Raw genomic sequence first — 15,903 nt, 5'->3', positions numbered from 1 at the left:
GCGGGAAAATAGACGGAAAATTTCCGGTTATTTTGTTAATTCCATAAAAAATAGCTTATTTAAGCGGAAAATTTCCGCTTATTGGCTTGAAAATCGTTTAAAATGACAATTTTGCAGTGGATAAGCGGAAAAAATCCGCTTATTTTCCATGAAAAGAGCTCCATTCATCATTTAACCGGAAAATCTCCGCTTAACACAAAGCTTCAAAATTTATGTAGGTACATCAACAGAAAAGAAAGCAAGAGGAGACAGACAATTCCTTTTTTATTTTAAACGTGAATTTATTCCAAGTATTTCCCTAGTTTCTTGCAAAAATAGGGGTCACCTTGGCAAGAATTAGGATAAATAATTTTTGCTAAGGAGGATTTTTCGACATGAAATTACCAAAGAAATTAATCAAGGAAATCGCAAAGGAGAAAAATTCACTAGTAGTAATCAAATCATGGAAAAAATTTAAGAAATGTTTTTCTGATACCACCTCGTTCAATAGCATGCAGGAGACTCGAGGGATTTTTATTTTCACAGAAAAAAACACACTTCTATCCAAATGATCATGATGAACTACAAAAAAGTAGTTTTAATCACTTGAATAAATAAAGTGTGTTTGATAAACAGAAAGTTTTCCCGCGTGGGTAAACTAAATAATTACAATAAATATAGTATTAGTATATCTATTAAGTTAATTTTAAAAAGATGTTATACAAAAAAATGTAACCAACTCTTTAGAAAAATGTGTATTTACATTAATCTACAAAAATGTCAAACACGGAACGGGAGTTTATCTGTCAGTTTACGACTTTTGCTATTCGAGTAGCCACCTTTACTTACTCTTTCTAATCCGAAATTGGATAGGAAACTTAGGATAAAATGTCTTATTCCGGTATTTCCTTATTATGAATTGTCATAATAAAAAATTCAAAGTTGTATAATTACTTATAATACCTGATGTAGTTAGTAATTCCAGTAGTTATGATAGAACTATTTGAATCATAGTCACTATTCTTATAAGTAGATTTAACCCCCGATAAAGCTGCATTTCCTCGGTCGCCAGTTACAGCAACAAGATGGCGATCATAAAATGATCGATATGGATAGATGTCAACAACTTTAACTTCCTTCTGACGATAAACTGATGCATTCCATTGATCAAAATCAGTTGGATAAACTAATTGGTAGGCTCCTGCTCCTGCCGATATCCACGCGGCAATGCCAAGTAAACCCGATATAGGTGCACCAACTGCAGTAGCTATAATTCCGATAGCAGTAAGAGCATTAAAAAAGAATGATGATTTTGGGTAAGCTCCAAAAGTCTCGTGTTCATACAGGTATCCATTATATCCGTCTTTATATAGACTTGTTAAAAACTTAAAAGTGAATTGTGCACCATAAGTTTGGGCTAATGATATGTTTATTTTACTAACACTGGAAGTACCTGCTTTTAATAAATTTTCATCTTCGACTTCTGTTAAATCGGTAACTGTGGCGAACTCTTGAATTGAACGTTATTCAAAACTTCTTCTTTAATGTTTTCTAGGTACTCAACATCAATTGAATCTAATAGTGTAATTTCCGTATTTGCTTCATAAGTTACTGTTGATTCATTTACACTATTTGTAATCCCTTGTTTATATTGAATGTAAAGTTCATCGTCTTTACCATTCTTATCTTTATAAGCGATTATTTCTTCACCATTTAATGACTTTGAGATGGTTAAAGTATACTTTTCAGTATCTTCATAAAAATAATGCACTCCGTTTAATTCAAAAGTTTCACTACAAAACCCTTCTTTTCCTTCGCTTCCTTTTAATTAATACATCATTAAAGCCAGAAGCGGAGGCAGCGCTTGATAAAACTAATGTTGAAATAACAAGTGTAGATATCAAAAAACAATAAAAAAGGTTTTTCATAATAAATCTTCCTTTTTTTCTAGTACAGTTAAAGATCATTGAAAAAGTGGCGCTCTCTGTGTCTAGAAACTAAACCGACAATCATGTTGAATAATACGAAGATTGACAGAATATTCAATCAGGTGCTACGTTTACTATACACTAGTCCTATATATTGTCAATAAAATTTTTAAAAAAATTGTTAAAAATTGAGATGAAAGGGGAATTTAGTCTTTTCAGCATCCCTAATTTATGTATTTAAAGAAAAAAGTAGGGTACAAGAAGAATCTTTCTCTGTTTTAAAAGATAATTTATTGAAATAACTATATGAAGTAAGATAAACGCTTCGGAGAAACAAGGATTGTCCATCAAATCGAAGAAATAAGGCAATTTGTTTCGTTTTGGAGGTATTATTAAAGTAACGGAGTGAGGGGGGATTATATGTTTAAAATAATTTTATTTTTTATCATAGTCATTTTATTCTATACCATCTCTATTTGGCAGTATATAAATCCTACAAAGGCTATTCGTTTATGGTTTCAGCCAGCATATTTAGAGGAACCTAAAGTAGATGAGGCATATATAAGACGGTCTCTTATAATAAGAAGTATTTTCTTTACATTGATTTTTATTTTAATAGTTATTAGTTATTTAAAATAGGAGAGATGTTATGGAAATCATGACATGATCAATATTCATTATCAATTCAACATCAGATAATATGTGATATGGATTCGTTTTTTTCTTTAAAAAGAGCCAAAACCACCTCCATTATTTCCCCAAAGTATTGGCTGGTAAATAACCTGTCGATTAGTGGTAAATTTCTTGTCATTCTTTGATACAAAACATGTCATTAGTGGTAGATTCAGGTGGCCGTAATCAGTTAGCGGAGAATGTACTGCGATATAATAACAAAGGAACTGATTTATTATGGTACCTGTGGTTAAGACACTCAAAAAAAAAGAGTGTTTTAACTACGAGGCCACTGACAAACTGAGGTCATTTCTAAATAATCAGTTGGTCTCCTAAAAAAAAGACGACCCCTCATTTAATTTTTTGAATGTAGAGTCGTCTTTTTTTATCAATTTTCTCATGAATTCCCCTCTTTTTTAACTCATTAATTTCAAGATTCTTTTTAAATTCACCGTAAATATTGCCATGGCACCTTGCAATTCCATACCTAATAGACCCGAGGATTTTGCAACATTGTACCCGTGTCTGTGTTTTAATTCGCTATTTTTGCTAAACGCAAGAGAAAATCTAGATCCGAGTAAAGTATATCAGTTGATTTATGAGACCATTGAAAAGAATCGTTTTAAAGGAATGACCACATATTTTTGTCAGCTATTAGATGTATCCCGTTCAGGATATTATAGCTACTTAAAGGCATCCAGTAGCAGAGAAGCAAGAGAAAAATTGGATTTAGAAGCAAAGAACGTTATATTAAAAGCCTTTAATCGTCGTGGATATAAGAAAGGTTTACGTTCTATAAAAATGATACTGGAAAATGACTTCAACATTCTTTTTAGTCGTAAAAAGATCCAGAGAATCATGAGGAAATACGAAATTGTATGTCCTCATAGAAGACCGAATCCATATAAAAAAAATCGCTAAGGCAACTAAGGAGCACCAAGTCGTTCCGAATAAATTAAACAGAGAATTCAAGCAAGGAGTTCCTGGAAAAGTATTATTAACGGATATTACTTATTTTCCATATAACGGGAATTGTATGGCTTATTTGTCGACCGTAAAAGATGCCTCCACTAACGAAATCTTAGCTTATCATGTTTCCGATCGGATTACTTTAGACATCGCAACTAAGACTGTACAGAAATTAATGAACAACAAGAAAGTAACTCTACATCCATAAGCCTTCATCCACTCAGATCAAGGAAGTCATTATACTAGTCCAAAATATCAAAAGTTATTAAACAAGTATGGTCTTGGCCAATCTATGTCACGCAGAGGCAACTGTTGGGATAATGCTCCTCAAGAGTCCTTCTTTGGCCACCTAAAAGATGATGTAGATTATAAAACGGCTAAAACGTTGAAAGAATGCAAGGCGAAAATAAATCATTATATAGTTTACTATAACAATTATCGATATCAGTGGAACTTAAAAAAGATGACCCCTATTCAATATAGGAATCATCTCTAGTTGCTTAAGCTCTTTTTTTATTGTGTCCTTGACATAGGTGCCAGTTTAAAACAAACCATTTTTCTCCTCTTGCTTTCTATTCTTTTATCCTCTTAAAACAGCTCCAGCTTTTTCTTTCACTGCTGTTAATACTTTTTCATGGACTTTTGTGACATCTTCGTCTGTTAATGTTTTCTCTGGGTCGAAGTATTTTAAGGAGAAGGCAATTGATTTCTTGCCTGGTTCCATATGTTCGCCTTCATATAGGTCAAAGACATGAACATCCTTTAATAGCTTTCCGCCAGCTTCAACGATGATGCTTTCTAATTCACCAGCTACCTTTTCCTTTTCAACAACAAGAGCAATATCTCTTGTAATCGAAGGATAGCGTGGAATCGATTGATACTGTAAAGGAGCAACTGCTTCTGTTAAAATCGCTTCTAAACAAAGCTCGAACACATACGTTTCTTTTAAATCGAGATCCTTTTGCACGGTTGGATGGACTTGACCTACGAATCCAATTTTTTCTCCAACTAAGTAAACTTCAGCTGTTCTTCCTGGATGCATCCCTTCGACTACCGCCTGACGATATTCGATTTTCTGCTCAAGTCCAAGCTTCGCAAATAATCCTTCCAAAATTCCTTTTGTGACAAAGAAATCTACTTCTTTCTTTTCACCTTGCCATTGATGCTGCTCCCATAATCCTGTAATTGCACCAGCTAAACGCTCCTTTTCATCAGGAAGCTCATCAGTTCCATTTGCTAAAAATACAGGTCCAGCTTCATAAAGAGCAACGCGATCACTTTGACGTGCCACATTGTATTTTACAACCTCTAATAGTTGCGGAATAATGCTTAAACGAAGATGACTACGATCCTCACTCATCGGCATCGCAAGCTTAATTGGCTCACGTGTTTCAAGTGCATATTGAGTCGCTTTTCCTGCACTAGTTAGAGAATAAGTAACTGCTTGATATAGTCCTGCTCCTTCTAAATAATGACGAACTGCACGTCTCTTTTGCTGGTACGTCGTTAAATGGCCCGGAGTTGCAGAACCGATTGGCAATGTAGATGGAATATGATCATAGCCATATAAACGAGCAACTTCTTCGATTAAATCTTCTTCGATCGTAATATCACCACGGCGAGTAGGAACGGTTACCGTAATCGTTTCATTCTCGACACTTGTTTCAAACTGAAGACGAGTAAAAATACTTTCAACCTCTTGATTAGTAATAGCTGTTCCAAGCACGCGATTAATTTTTTCTAAAGTAATCGAGATAACAGCTGGCTCCACCTCAAGAGTATCAACAACTGCTTCCCCTTCTAATACTTCGCCGCTAGCATATAATGCTAATAACTCTGCTGCTCTTTCTGCCGCTGCACGCACGCGATTTGGGTCAACACCTTTTTCAAAGCGAGAGCTTGCTTCACTTCTTAAGCCGTGATCCTTTGATGCTTTACGAACAGTTTCGCCTTTGAAATAGGCAGATTCAAGTAATACCGTTGTCGTATCAGCTTGTACCTCTGAATTGGCGCCACCCATCACTCCAGCAAGAGCAACTGGTTCGCTACCGTTTGTAATGACAAGATGCTCAGCCGTTAATGTTCTTTCCGCGTCATCTAGCGTAACCAATTTTTCACCAGCATTTGCTCGACGTACAAGAATTTCCTTTGAACCGAGACGATCGTAGTCAAAAGCGTGAAGTGGTTGACCGTATTCAAGTAATATATAGTTCGTAATGTCGACAACATTGTTATGTGGACGAATACCAGCTGCCATTAATCTTCCTTGCATCCATAATGGAGATGGCGCCACTTTCACGTTCTTAATCACTTTCGCTACATATAATGGGTTATCTTCATTTGCCTCTACCTTAATAGAAATATAATCGGTTGCTTTTTCAGAAATCGGCTTCACTGCTGGATTAGGAAGCTTCACTTCACGGTTTAAAATAGCCGCTACTTCATAAGCCACACCTAACATGCTTAAGCAGTCTCCACGATTTGCAGTTAACCCTAGCTCTAAAATTTGGTCATCACGTTGTAATTTTGTAAGCCCATCTTCCCCAACGGTTACATCATTCGGGAACACAAAGATCCCTTCGGAAAATTCTTTGGCGATTAACTTTCCTTCAATTCCTAACTCTTGAAGAGAACAGATCATTCCATTCGATTCTTCTCCGCGAAGCTTCGCCTTTTTAATTTTGAAGTTTCCAGGGAGGACCGCACCTACTGTGGCAACAGCAACCTTTTGTCCCTTATCTACATTCGGAGCTCCGCAAATGATTTGAACAGGATTCTCTCCACCAATATCAACTAAGCATTTGTTTAACTTATCCGCATTTGGATGTTGTTCACGTTCAACGACATGGCCGATAACGACACCTTTTAATCCTTCGTTCAACACCTCTACGCCTTCAACTTCAATCCCACTTCGCGTAATTTTTTCTGCTAGCTCATCAGGTGTAATTCCTGATAAATCTACATATTCTTGCAGCCATTTATAAGAAACAAACATGTCTAAATCCTCCTTTATTCCTGAACCTGAAATTGCTTTAAGAAGCGAGTATCGTTTGTGTAGAAATGACGGATATCATCAATTCCGTATTTCAGCATTGCAATTCGTTCTACACCCATACCGAAAGCAAATCCAGAGTATTTCTTCGAATCAAAGCCAGACATTTCAAGAACATTCGGATGAACCATTCCTGAACCTAATACTTCAATCCAGCCAGTTTGTTTACAGATATTGCATCCGTGACCACCACATTTGAAGCAAGAAACATCAACTTCTACTGAAGGCTCCGTGAATGGGAAAAAACTTGGGCGCAAACGAATTTCGCGATCTTCACCGAATAATTTTTTCGCAAATAATTCAAGTGTCCCTTTTAAATCACTCATGCGAATGTTTTCAGCCACTACTAGACCTTCAATTTGCATGAACTGGTGAGAATGCGTCGCATCGTCGCTATCGCGTCTGTATACTTTACCAGGACAAATAATTTTCACTGGACCTTTCCCATCATGCTTCTCCATGGTTCTTGCTTGAACTGGGGATGTCTGCGTACGGAGCAATACTTCTTTTGTAATATAGAAGGAATCCTGAGCATCACGGGCAGGATGACTCTTTGGAAGGTTCAATGCTTCAAAGTTGTAATAATCTTTCTCAACTTCTGGACCTTCTGCAACCGTATAGCCCATTCCGATAAATAAGTCTTCAATTTCTTCAACAATTCGTGTAAGCGGGTGATGATTTCCTGTTTGAACAGGTCTTCCAGGAAGAGTCACATCGATTGTCTCTGAAGCAAGCTGTGCTAAAACGGCCGCTTCTTCTAATGTTTTTTGCTTTTCTTCAATTTTCGCAGAAATAATATCACGTACTTCATTTGCGAGTGCTCCCATTTTGGGACGCTCTTCTGCAGAAAGCTTGCCCATCCCTTTTAATACTTCTGTAATTGGACCTTTTTTCCCTAAATACGAAACACGAATATCATTCAATTCTTTTAAGTCAGCAGCATTTTCAACAGCTTGCAATGCTTCCTGCTGCAATTCCTTTAATCGTTCTTGCATATGAAATCCTCCTTGATTTTTAATAAAATTCGTCAGCCTATTTTTCCATAGAAAAACAAAAAAACCTCTATCCCTAGAAAGGGACGAGGTTTATGATCGCGGTACCACCCTAATTAGCCACATAAATATGGCTCACTTCATTCCGATAACGGCTTTTTAAGCCGATGCATCTTTACATGAAATGCGGAAGCGGCTTGCTTAGCCCTGACAAGCATAAGACGAGCCTCACTGAAAGGTGTTCTTTACCTTTCTGGGAGGATTGACTTATGACCTCGAAGGGCTAGCCGCTGAAGCTAGACAGCTTTAGATAGCTAAAATTTGCATTTCTTGGTCCCGATGCCAACTCAGGAGGTGAACTTCACTTACTTTATCTATAAAAATGCTTTCAGTCTTAGGCATTTTCTCCCTTAATAGAGGTGGTAAGCTACTTTTCTCCGTCAATGTTTTTCATTATGTAAGTTTGAAAAATTATATCGCTGTTAATTATAGTACATTAAAGGGAGGGATTCAAGCCTTCAAATAATAAAGCAAAATCCCTGCAGCAACAGCGACATTGAGCGATTCACTTTTTCCAAAGAGAGGAATGTACAAATTCTTTGTCGTCATTTGTAACAGATCTTGGTTGACCCCACTACCTTCATTTCCGACGAGAAGGGCAAATGATTTGGAAGGACTTATTTCCGTATATATATGGCCATTTTCTAAAGATGTGCCATAGGTAGGAATATTTTCAGTTGAAAACTTCTCCATCCATTCTTTAAGAGAGCCTCTCACAACAGGTAAATGAAAATGACTTCCTTGCGCTGAGCGAATGACCTTCGCATTATAAATATCGACACTACCATGCCCGACAATGACCCCATCCATTCCAGCCGCATCCGCAGTACGAATCATCGTTCCTAAATTCCCTGGATCTTGAACAGCATCAATTAATAAAAATTGTTTTCCTTCTAGCTTTTCAACATTTTTTCCCTCACAAAGAGCTAAAATGCCTTGAGGAGTTTCGGTATCACTTAGTTCTCGAAAGATTTCAGGCGTAACTGTCGTTATGGATATAGAACCGTAGTCCATATGCGGTGGGAGTTCAATCCCCTCACTAACGATAATCTCTAGTGCGGCATCAGCTTTAATCGCTTCTTCAACAAGATGAAACCCTTCAACTAAAAAAGTTCCGGTCTTATCACGTTCTTTTTTCGTTAAAAGCTTTTTCCATTGCTTAACTTGTGGATTTTGAGCAGACTGTATATATTTCAACAGATAATACCTCCATTTTATATGATGATATAAGTTCTCTCATTATAGTTCAAAAATAGTTGAGTGCTCAATTGTGAATAGATTCCTTATCTGTGTTTAGCATTTTAAAATGCTATGATTGCAGTATCTTTTATAGTATATAAAAGGTAAAATATGCAAGTAGTAAATAAAAGCTTGCATATTTTAGTCTCTAATATTTATTCCTTATTGTGTCAAAGCACCTTATCATTGAAGATGGTCCATTCAACTTAAGGCCAAATTAACTGTACCACCCCTTGTATTTAATTCCAAAGCAAGGCGTTTAGCTGATAAATTATTATATTTTAAAAAGGTACCATGACTTCCAAATTGTTAGGATAGTATTGCAATAGCTTGAATTGAACGATTCCACACAGTAAAATTTGAACCCATACTCAATCCTTCTATATAATTAATATTGAGTGTAATTGTATAGGTGTGGGTTCCCAGTGGCGGGGTATCAATAATATTTACATTTATAGGTTTATTAAGTTCATTACCGCTAGTACTTAAGTCAGTTAATCGATCTTGACCTCTGAAAGAGTATATAAGAAAACCATCACGTGCTATTTCTAATGACCACGATACATGAAAAGAAGTATTCAATATTGAATAGCTGAAAGTAAAATTACCTAATACTAAAACTTGCGACGGTTCAGTTATATTAATTGGAGTAGTTGTGAGAGGAAACTTAGGACCAACTGTTAGTGCTGTAACTATAATAACTGAGTCTTGATTAAAACCAATTTGGGTTAATCCCGGAGAGCCTTGTGGTCCTGCTGGTCCCTCTGGCCCTGCTTCTCCTTGCGGCCCTGCTGGTCCCTCTGGCCCTACTTCTCCTTGCGGCCCTGCTGGTCCCTCTGGCCCTACTTCTCCTTGTGCTCCTGCTGGTCCCTCTGGCCCTGCTTCTCCTTGCGGTCCTGCTGGCCCTGCTGGCCCTGCTGGTCCCTCTGGCCCTGCTTCTCCTTGTGCTCCTGCTGGTCCCTCTGGCCCTGCTTCTCCTTGCGGCCCTGCTGGTCCCTCTGGCCCTGCTTCTCCTTGTGCTCCTGCTGGTCCCTCTGGCCCTGCTTCTCCTTGCGGCCCTGCTGGTCCCTCTGGCCCTGCTTCTCCTTGTGCTCCTGCTGGTCCCTCTGGCCCTGCTTCTCCTTGTGCTCCTGCTGGTCCCTCTGGCCCTGCTTCTCCTTGTGCTCCTGCTGGTCCCTCTGGCCCTACTTCTCCTTGTGCTCCTGCTGGTCCCTTTGGCCCTACTTCTCCTTGTGCTCCTGCTGGTCCTCTACGGCCTCTTGGTCCCCGAGGACAAATACATTCACAATAATTACAACAATGACATGGCCGAATCCCCATATTAACCTGCCTTTCATATAATTTGTAACAGGTTATGTATGAAATCTATTTTCTGCTTGTGCAATTAACTACTCCTTAAACAATACTGTTCTTTATAGAAATACAAAATTATCCAGTAATATTCTTTTCTTATACATAAAATCATTACGAACAGGAAAATTATATAAAGGAAGTCAATATAGAAGGAGTGTGTACACATGGATTTAAATTTACGCAATGCGATCATTCATAACGTGACTGGCAATTCTCAAGATGAGTTACGGGATACGATTGTCGATGCGATTCAAAATGGAGAAGAAAAAATGCTTCCAGGGCTAGGTGTTCTTTTTGAAATCATTTGGACCAATGCCTCAGAAGAGGACAGACAAGAAATGCTCCAAGTTCTTGAATCTGGCTTAAAATAAAGATTTAATCCATCGGAGGAATGTCCTTTCCGATGGATTTTTTCATCTATTATATACGATAATTCGATAGAAATTCGAAAAACTCCTGTTGCTGTGAGTGCATATATTTCATGATAGCATATGTATGTGCCTCAGGTAAGTTGAAAGAGTGATGATATATCTCTAAAATTCTCCCCTCTAATAATTCTCTCCTAACCGTTGATACTGGAATTAATGTGTGCTACTGACCCCATTTACGATAAAAACCACAATCGAAATATGTGGGAGAAGTTTATTAACGTAGGAAAACCTAAACACCTTTTTCATGGGATGTTTAGGTATTTCTGTTCGACTCAGCCTTACCTTCTACATATTTTAAAACCCACATTACACTTCATTCATTACAACAAACGATCGTTCACAACAAATTTTCTAATTATTATATTAACTTATATACGAAATATAAGATTTTCGGTATTCTAAAAGAAAGACAAACATTTTATAGGAGGAAACGCTTTGAACCAGAACATCCAATCCTATCTAAAAGAAAACCGAGATTCACAGTTAAAAGAGCTTTTTGATTTTTTATCTATTCCAAGCATTAGTGCACTACCTGATCACAAAGAAGATGTAATCAGAACTGCAAATTGGGTTGCTGAAGCACTTAAGAAGATTGGAATGGAAAATGTAGAAATACATGCTACGAAAGGACACCCAGTTGTTTATGGAGATTGGCTTCATGCCGAAGGAAAGCCGACTGTGTTGATTTATGGACATTATGATGTTCAACCAGTTGATCCTATTCATTTATGGGACAGCCCTCCATTTGAGCCAGAGATTCGTGACGAAAAACTCTTCGCACGTGGGGCTAGTGATGACAAAGGTCAAACTTTCATGCACCTTAAAGCATTGGAAGCCATTTTAAACACAGAAGGCACCTTGCCGCTCAACTTCAAATTTTGCATTGAAGGGGAAGAAGAAGTTGGCAGCCCCAATCTCCCTGCTTTTGTTGAGGAGCAGAAAGAATTACTTGCTGCAGATGTCATTGTTATTTCAGACACAAGCATGAATGAACGAGGAAAACCTACCATCTGTTATGGAGTTAGAGGACTAGCAGGTCTGCAAATCAACGTAAAAGGTTCTAATGGTGACCTTCATTCTGGTCTATATGGCGGCGGTGTACATAATCCAATTAATGCTCTAGTTCAACTATTAGATTCTTTCCATAGTGAGGACGGTAAAGTAACGATTGATGGATTCTATGATCAAGTGCTACCATTAAGTGCTGAAGAAAAGAAAGCCTATGAGGAATTAAATTTTGATGAGGAAAAACAACGTCAAGAACTAGGTGTTCCTGCGCTATATGGAGAAAAAGGCTTTAACTATCTGGAAAGAACTTGGGTCCGTCCTACATTAGATATTAACGGAATTTACGGTGGCTTCCAGGGTGACGGTATTAAAACGGTTATTCCATCAGAGGCACATGCCAAAATTACGTGTCGACTTGTACCAAACCAGGATCCAGATGTTATCATCGACCAACTAAAGCAACATATTGAAAAAAATAAACCAGTCGGCGTTGAAGTGACCATGACACCTTTTGATAAAGGGGCACCTTATGTCACTCCATTCGATCATCCCGCTATCCAAGCAGCAAGTCGCTCTTTTGAAGCCGTCTATAAAGTTCCCACTTCCTTTACACGTGGTGGTGGATCATTACCAATCATTGCAATCTTAGATCTGGTTCTCCACGCTCCCATTGTACTCATGGGCTTCGGACTACCTACTGAAAACTTCCATGCGCCAAACGAACACTTCCATCTTGAGAATTTTGACAAGGGGATGGAAACCCTATGTACGTATTGGTCTGAACTAGAGAAATCATTATAAAAGAAAAGGTGGATCCTGGGGATCCACCTTTTCTTTTTGGAAGAGTCTGATATGGATGACTTCAACCATTCATTCATCCAAAACCCCAAACGCCTTAAGTTTTTTATATCTATCCACCGTAAGGATGCCTTTCCAATGTCTTCTAGCAATAGCGAATTCTTCTGGATAACTTCCCCATTCCCACGAAACGTCCCAAGTTCCTTCCTCAGATAAAGTCTCTATATAAAAATTCAGATTGTTACCCATTAAATCTCCAAATTCTCCGCAAAGAGGATCTTCAGCACTATGAATGAAATCAAGAGGTAGCGGTTTATACCCAGTTGCCCACTCACTCACATTTTTCTCAACACATTGATTGACTAATGCTGAAATTTTATTCGAAACCTCCACCAAAGAGAATGGATGTTTACGTGTAAACATAGCTTCGTGCGAATTCAATACTTTTAGCAATTTTTGATAATTATTAATCTCATGTTTATCCATTTTATCAGCATTCATTAATCGATTGATTGCCTTTTCAATAGCTGACCACCCAATTTGGGAAGCTTCACTCTTTTCAGAAGACCAATGAATGAGAAATCCAGCTAACTCTGCACCTGGATTGAACATCCAATTCTCCTGTACTCCCTCTGTCCAATGCCACCATGGTGCATGTGGAAATGAATTTGTTTCAGGTAAGGTAGCGAACCACATTCCAGTTTCACGTTGATTCGTATTGACCAGATAATCAATCATCGATTTAACGATTACTCCATCTTTATCCGCGTCTATTTCCATAAGGATTTGTCCTGCAGCCCATGTCGCCATTGGCGATGAATGAGGTGACCAAAAATCCGGTTCAATTCCATGACCAAATCCACCATCATCGTTTTGAAATGCTGATAAGGATTTGATGACTGATTCCTTTGAACCACCTTCGAAATGATACTCCCATCTCGCAGCCTCGAGCGGACGAGCGTTTCGTTTGATCCATGCACCTGACTTTTCGAAAGTCTCTTTTGCTATTTTCATTATCCATTTCCTCCTCAATTTACTTATTCAAATTTTATTACATAAGAATTCGATAAAAAGGGATGTATCTCCTTTTTCAAGGAAAATACTATAAATTACTGAAGATCCTTAAAAAAGCTCTACTTCAAATTGAAGTAAAGCGCTGTTATATTAGATCATCCAAATTGTTCATTTATTACACATACTGAATATTATTTCTGCTCTATCATCTGAATTAGATTTCCACATGAATCATCAAAGACAGCTATCGTGACTTCACCCATTTTTGTCGGCTCCATCGTGAACTTTACTCCTTTTTCTACTAAGTGTTCGTACTCTTTGCGAATATCTGCAACTCCAAACATGGTCACTGGAATGCCCTCAGCAAACAGCTTCTTTTGATACTCTTTCGCTGCAGGGTGTTGGTTAGGTTCAAGTAAAAGCTCTGTACCCCCTTGTTCATCAGGTGAAACCAACGTTATCCACCTATATTCTCCACTCGGAACATCATGTTTTTTTACAAAGCCAAGCTTTGTTGTATAAAAATCTAATGCTTTATCTTGATCCTCAACGAATATACTCGTAATGATTATTTTCATCATTTTAGCTCTCCTTTACTATTGGCGAAATAGGTTCTCATCAATAACTAATCTACCCACCCTTTCAGTAAGTTTTTAAGAGGTTCTTTATTAAAGGTAAGAACTCGATACTTCCCCTTACGTTTTGAAAATACAAGCTCTGCTTCTTCTAACATAGAAAGATGTTTAGCGATCGCCTGCCGCGAAATGGAAAGATTATGTTTCATTATGAGACGAGCAGTAAGTTCATACAATGTCATCTCATTGCGTTCAGAAAGTTCGTCTAAAATAAGGCGACGAGTCGTGTCACCAAGTGCTTTGAATATTACATCTTTGTCCCAATCCATATATCGATTATACGCAACCCATAAGTTGCATGTCAAATATAAATAAATGTATGGTTGCTAGATAAGAATTCTGTACCACTCAACCATACATCTCATAAAATAGTGAGTTTTAATTGCCTTCCTTTGTCGGACCCATTACACCTGGAACTGACAAACCAGCTTGACGGAGAAGAACGGTCATCTGACCACGATGATGCGTTTGATGGTCAATAAGTCCTCTTAACAAAGCACCGCGTGAAGTTGGTCCTGCAAAACTTTCCACCGTTTCAAGCAATTTCTCATCAGTCAAATTTGTTTCTACTACTTCTTTTACAGCTTCAGCGATTTTTTTATAAGCATTAACAATTTCCGCTGCCTTCGTTGGCACTACTTTCGGGTCACCTGGAGATTCTAATTTTTCACCTACAAGGCTCAAGAAGAATACAGGACTTGTCGCTAGATGCCAGCCTAGCCAGCCAAGAGTACTATGTCCCTCCACGATTGCTTGTCCTAATTTATCATCTGACAATGATTCAAGAACTCGAAGTGTGCCCCCTGCTGAATGATTCCAATCTGCTAAAAAGTCATTCACTATTCTATACATTTTATCAACTCCAGTTTATAATTTTTTCTTAACTTCACTATCCCGATTTCAAATGTAAATACTCCTTTTGTTCCACAGTAAAATATTACATTCAATTCCAAGTTAAAACAACTCAAGAACTACAAACTTCTCATTTTCAATCCCCTTTGTAAAAAGTCCTGAGTTCCACCTAATCTTCTTCATCATCGCGAAATAACTCATGAAGGAACTTTTCCCGTCTGGTTAAAAAATTCAAGGTTAAACTGTAATGTTCCGTTTCTTCGTATGAAATTTCCTGAATTGGAGACTCATTAAAATGATAAATTTGGGCATCTGGATAACCAAGGAGAATAGGTGAATGGGTTGCTATTAAGAATTGTGCTTCCTCCTTTGTTACTAATTCATGGATGACCCTTAAAAAGGATAATTGACGAGCAGGAGATAATGCTGCTTCTGGTTCATCCAGTAGGTATATCCCACCCTCTCCAAAGCGGTTCGTGAACAAGGATAGAAAAGACTCTCCATGGGATTGTTCATGTAACGATTTCCCACCATATCCTTGATAATGGAAAGTAGGGTCTTCCTGGGCTAACTCATCTAAATAGGAAGCAAAATGATAAAAACTCTCAGCTCTTAAAAAGAATCCCTTGTTGGTTTTTGGGAACCAAGAAAGACGGATATAATCACCTAAATCAGACGTAGACGAATCTACATCATAATTATTATTCCTTCCACCGCCAGCGCTATTGAATCCACATTGATAAGAAATAGCCTCAAGTAAGGTCGATTTTCCTGAACCATTTTCTCCTACAAAAAATGTTACTGGATTATTGAACTCAATTGTATCGGTATTTTTCAAACTCGGTATCGAGAATGGATAGCTATTTGGATTCTGAATTCTTTCTTGCATTATTTTTACACTTCGTAAGTACATCATTGCAC

The 15,903-nt window shown here is 37.8% G+C and carries 15 protein-coding genes; 5 read left to right on the top strand and 10 right to left on the bottom strand.

What is annotated here, in order from left to right; translation table 11 throughout:
* Positions 1–1,465: 1,465 nt before the first annotated feature.
* Positions 1,466–1,750, bottom strand: a complete 285-nt coding sequence (locus AA0X71_RS06915; RefSeq protein WP_413360695.1) for a hypothetical protein — start codon at positions 1,748–1,750, stop codon at positions 1,466–1,468.
* 1,459 nt (positions 1,751–3,209) lie between these two features.
* On the opposite strand from AA0X71_RS06915, the gene AA0X71_RS06910 reads away from it, so the two are divergent.
* The 3 genes from AA0X71_RS06910 (at position 3,210) to AA0X71_RS06900 (ending at position 4,044) form a co-directional block, all read left to right on the top strand.
* Positions 3,210–3,500, top strand: coding sequence for an IS3 family transposase (locus AA0X71_RS06910; RefSeq protein WP_413362511.1), 291 nt, complete (start codon positions 3,210–3,212; stop codon positions 3,498–3,500).
* On the top strand, positions 3,454–3,756 hold the full coding sequence (locus AA0X71_RS06905; protein WP_413360693.1) for a hypothetical protein: 303 nt from the start codon (positions 3,454–3,456) through the stop codon (positions 3,754–3,756). Before AA0X71_RS06910 ends, AA0X71_RS06905 begins: the two co-directional genes overlap by 47 nt.
* 84 nt (positions 3,757–3,840) lie before the next feature.
* Complete coding sequence (locus AA0X71_RS06900; RefSeq protein WP_413360691.1) at positions 3,841–4,044, top strand: IS3 family transposase; 204 nt, start codon at positions 3,841–3,843, stop codon at positions 4,042–4,044.
* A gap of 84 nt (positions 4,045–4,128) precedes the next feature.
* Here the strand turns inward: AA0X71_RS06900 and pheT are convergent, their stop codons facing one another.
* From pheT to AA0X71_RS06880, 4 genes are all read right to left on the bottom strand, one after another.
* Entirely contained in the window at positions 4,129–6,543 is a 2,415-nt protein-coding gene (gene pheT, locus AA0X71_RS06895) for a phenylalanine--tRNA ligase subunit beta (RefSeq protein WP_413360688.1), read from the bottom strand.
* 14 nt (positions 6,544–6,557) lie between these two features.
* Complete coding sequence (pheS, locus tag AA0X71_RS06890) at positions 6,558–7,595, bottom strand: phenylalanine--tRNA ligase subunit alpha (protein WP_413360686.1); 1,038 nt, start codon at positions 7,593–7,595, stop codon at positions 6,558–6,560.
* A gap of 507 nt (positions 7,596–8,102) precedes the next feature.
* Positions 8,103–8,849: a TrmH family RNA methyltransferase gene (locus tag AA0X71_RS06885; RefSeq protein WP_413360684.1), complete on the bottom strand. Its 747-nt coding sequence runs from the start codon at positions 8,847–8,849 to the stop codon at positions 8,103–8,105.
* A gap of 351 nt (positions 8,850–9,200) precedes the next feature.
* Complete coding sequence (locus AA0X71_RS06880; RefSeq protein ID WP_413360681.1) at positions 9,201–10,211, bottom strand: hypothetical protein; 1,011 nt, start codon at positions 10,209–10,211, stop codon at positions 9,201–9,203.
* Positions 10,212–10,408: 197 nt separating this feature from the next.
* On the opposite strand from AA0X71_RS06880, the gene sspI reads away from it, so the two are divergent.
* The gene (gene sspI, locus AA0X71_RS06875) at positions 10,409–10,615 is read left to right on the top strand and encodes a small acid-soluble spore protein SspI (RefSeq protein ID WP_413360679.1); all 207 of its coding nucleotides are present in this window, start codon (positions 10,409–10,411) and stop codon (positions 10,613–10,615) included.
* A gap of 495 nt (positions 10,616–11,110) precedes the next feature.
* Positions 11,111–12,484 (top strand): dipeptidase, encoded by a 1,374-nt coding sequence (locus AA0X71_RS06870; protein ID WP_413360677.1) that lies wholly within the window; start codon positions 11,111–11,113, stop codon positions 12,482–12,484.
* A 69-nt stretch (positions 12,485–12,553) separates the two neighbouring features.
* Here AA0X71_RS06870 and AA0X71_RS06865 read toward each other — a convergent pair whose 3' ends face one another.
* The 5 genes from AA0X71_RS06865 to AA0X71_RS06845 all read right to left on the bottom strand — a co-directional run bounded on the left by AA0X71_RS06865 (position 12,554) and on the right by AA0X71_RS06845 (position 15,895).
* Positions 12,554–13,495 (bottom strand): hypothetical protein, encoded by a 942-nt coding sequence (locus AA0X71_RS06865; RefSeq protein WP_413360674.1) that lies wholly within the window; start codon positions 13,493–13,495, stop codon positions 12,554–12,556.
* Between the two features lie 191 nt (positions 13,496–13,686).
* Positions 13,687–14,073 carry a VOC family protein gene (locus AA0X71_RS06860; RefSeq protein ID WP_413362509.1) on the bottom strand — a complete coding sequence of 129 codons (387 nt, stop codon included), beginning with the start codon at positions 14,071–14,073 and terminating at the stop codon, positions 13,687–13,689.
* A 47-nt stretch (positions 14,074–14,120) separates the two neighbouring features.
* A complete protein-coding gene (locus AA0X71_RS06855) occupies positions 14,121–14,399 on the bottom strand; it encodes an ArsR/SmtB family transcription factor (RefSeq protein WP_413360671.1) in 279 nt (92 codons plus the stop codon).
* 109 nt (positions 14,400–14,508) lie between these two features.
* Positions 14,509–14,982 (bottom strand): DinB family protein, encoded by a 474-nt coding sequence (locus tag AA0X71_RS06850; RefSeq protein WP_413360669.1) that lies wholly within the window; start codon positions 14,980–14,982, stop codon positions 14,509–14,511.
* Between the two features lie 169 nt (positions 14,983–15,151).
* Complete coding sequence (locus AA0X71_RS06845) at positions 15,152–15,895, bottom strand: AAA family ATPase (RefSeq protein WP_413360667.1); 744 nt, start codon at positions 15,893–15,895, stop codon at positions 15,152–15,154.
* Positions 15,896–15,903 lie beyond the last annotated feature (8 nt).

This window comes from Robertmurraya phoenicis (assembly GCF_047302285.1).
In the GTDB taxonomy this organism is placed as follows: Bacteria; Bacillota; Bacilli; order Bacillales; family Cytobacillaceae; genus Robertmurraya.
This window is presented reverse-complemented; position numbering and strand designations above follow the sequence as displayed.

Bases quoted from the DNA above. Each gene is read 5' to 3' on its own strand.
- AA0X71_RS06910 (WP_413362511.1), top strand. From the start codon at position 3,210: ATGACCACATATTTTTGTCAGCTATTAGATGTATCCCGTTCAGGATAT.
- AA0X71_RS06900 (WP_413360691.1), top strand. From the start codon at position 3,841: ATGTCACGCAGAGGCAACTGTTGGGATAATGCTCCTCAAGAGTCCTTC.
- pheT (WP_413360688.1), bottom strand. From the start codon at position 6,543: ATGTTTGTTTCTTATAAATGGCTGCAAGAATATGTAGATTTATCAGGA.
- pheS (WP_413360686.1), bottom strand. From the start codon at position 7,595: ATGCAAGAACGATTAAAGGAATTGCAGCAGGAAGCATTGCAAGCTGTT.
- AA0X71_RS06880 (WP_413360681.1), bottom strand. From the start codon at position 10,211: ATGGGGATTCGGCCATGTCATTGTTGTAATTATTGTGAATGTATTTGT.
- sspI (WP_413360679.1), top strand. From the start codon at position 10,409: ATGGATTTAAATTTACGCAATGCGATCATTCATAACGTGACTGGCAAT.
- AA0X71_RS06865 (WP_413360674.1), bottom strand. From the start codon at position 13,495: ATGAAAATAGCAAAAGAGACTTTCGAAAAGTCAGGTGCATGGATCAAA.
- AA0X71_RS06860 (WP_413362509.1), bottom strand. From the start codon at position 14,073: ATGAAAATAATCATTACGAGTATATTCGTTGAGGATCAAGATAAAGCA.
- AA0X71_RS06855 (WP_413360671.1), bottom strand. From the start codon at position 14,399: ATGGATTGGGACAAAGATGTAATATTCAAAGCACTTGGTGACACGACT.
- AA0X71_RS06850 (WP_413360669.1), bottom strand. From the start codon at position 14,982: ATGTATAGAATAGTGAATGACTTTTTAGCAGATTGGAATCATTCAGCA.
- AA0X71_RS06845 (WP_413360667.1), bottom strand. From the start codon at position 15,895: ATGTACTTACGAAGTGTAAAAATAATGCAAGAAAGAATTCAGAATCCA.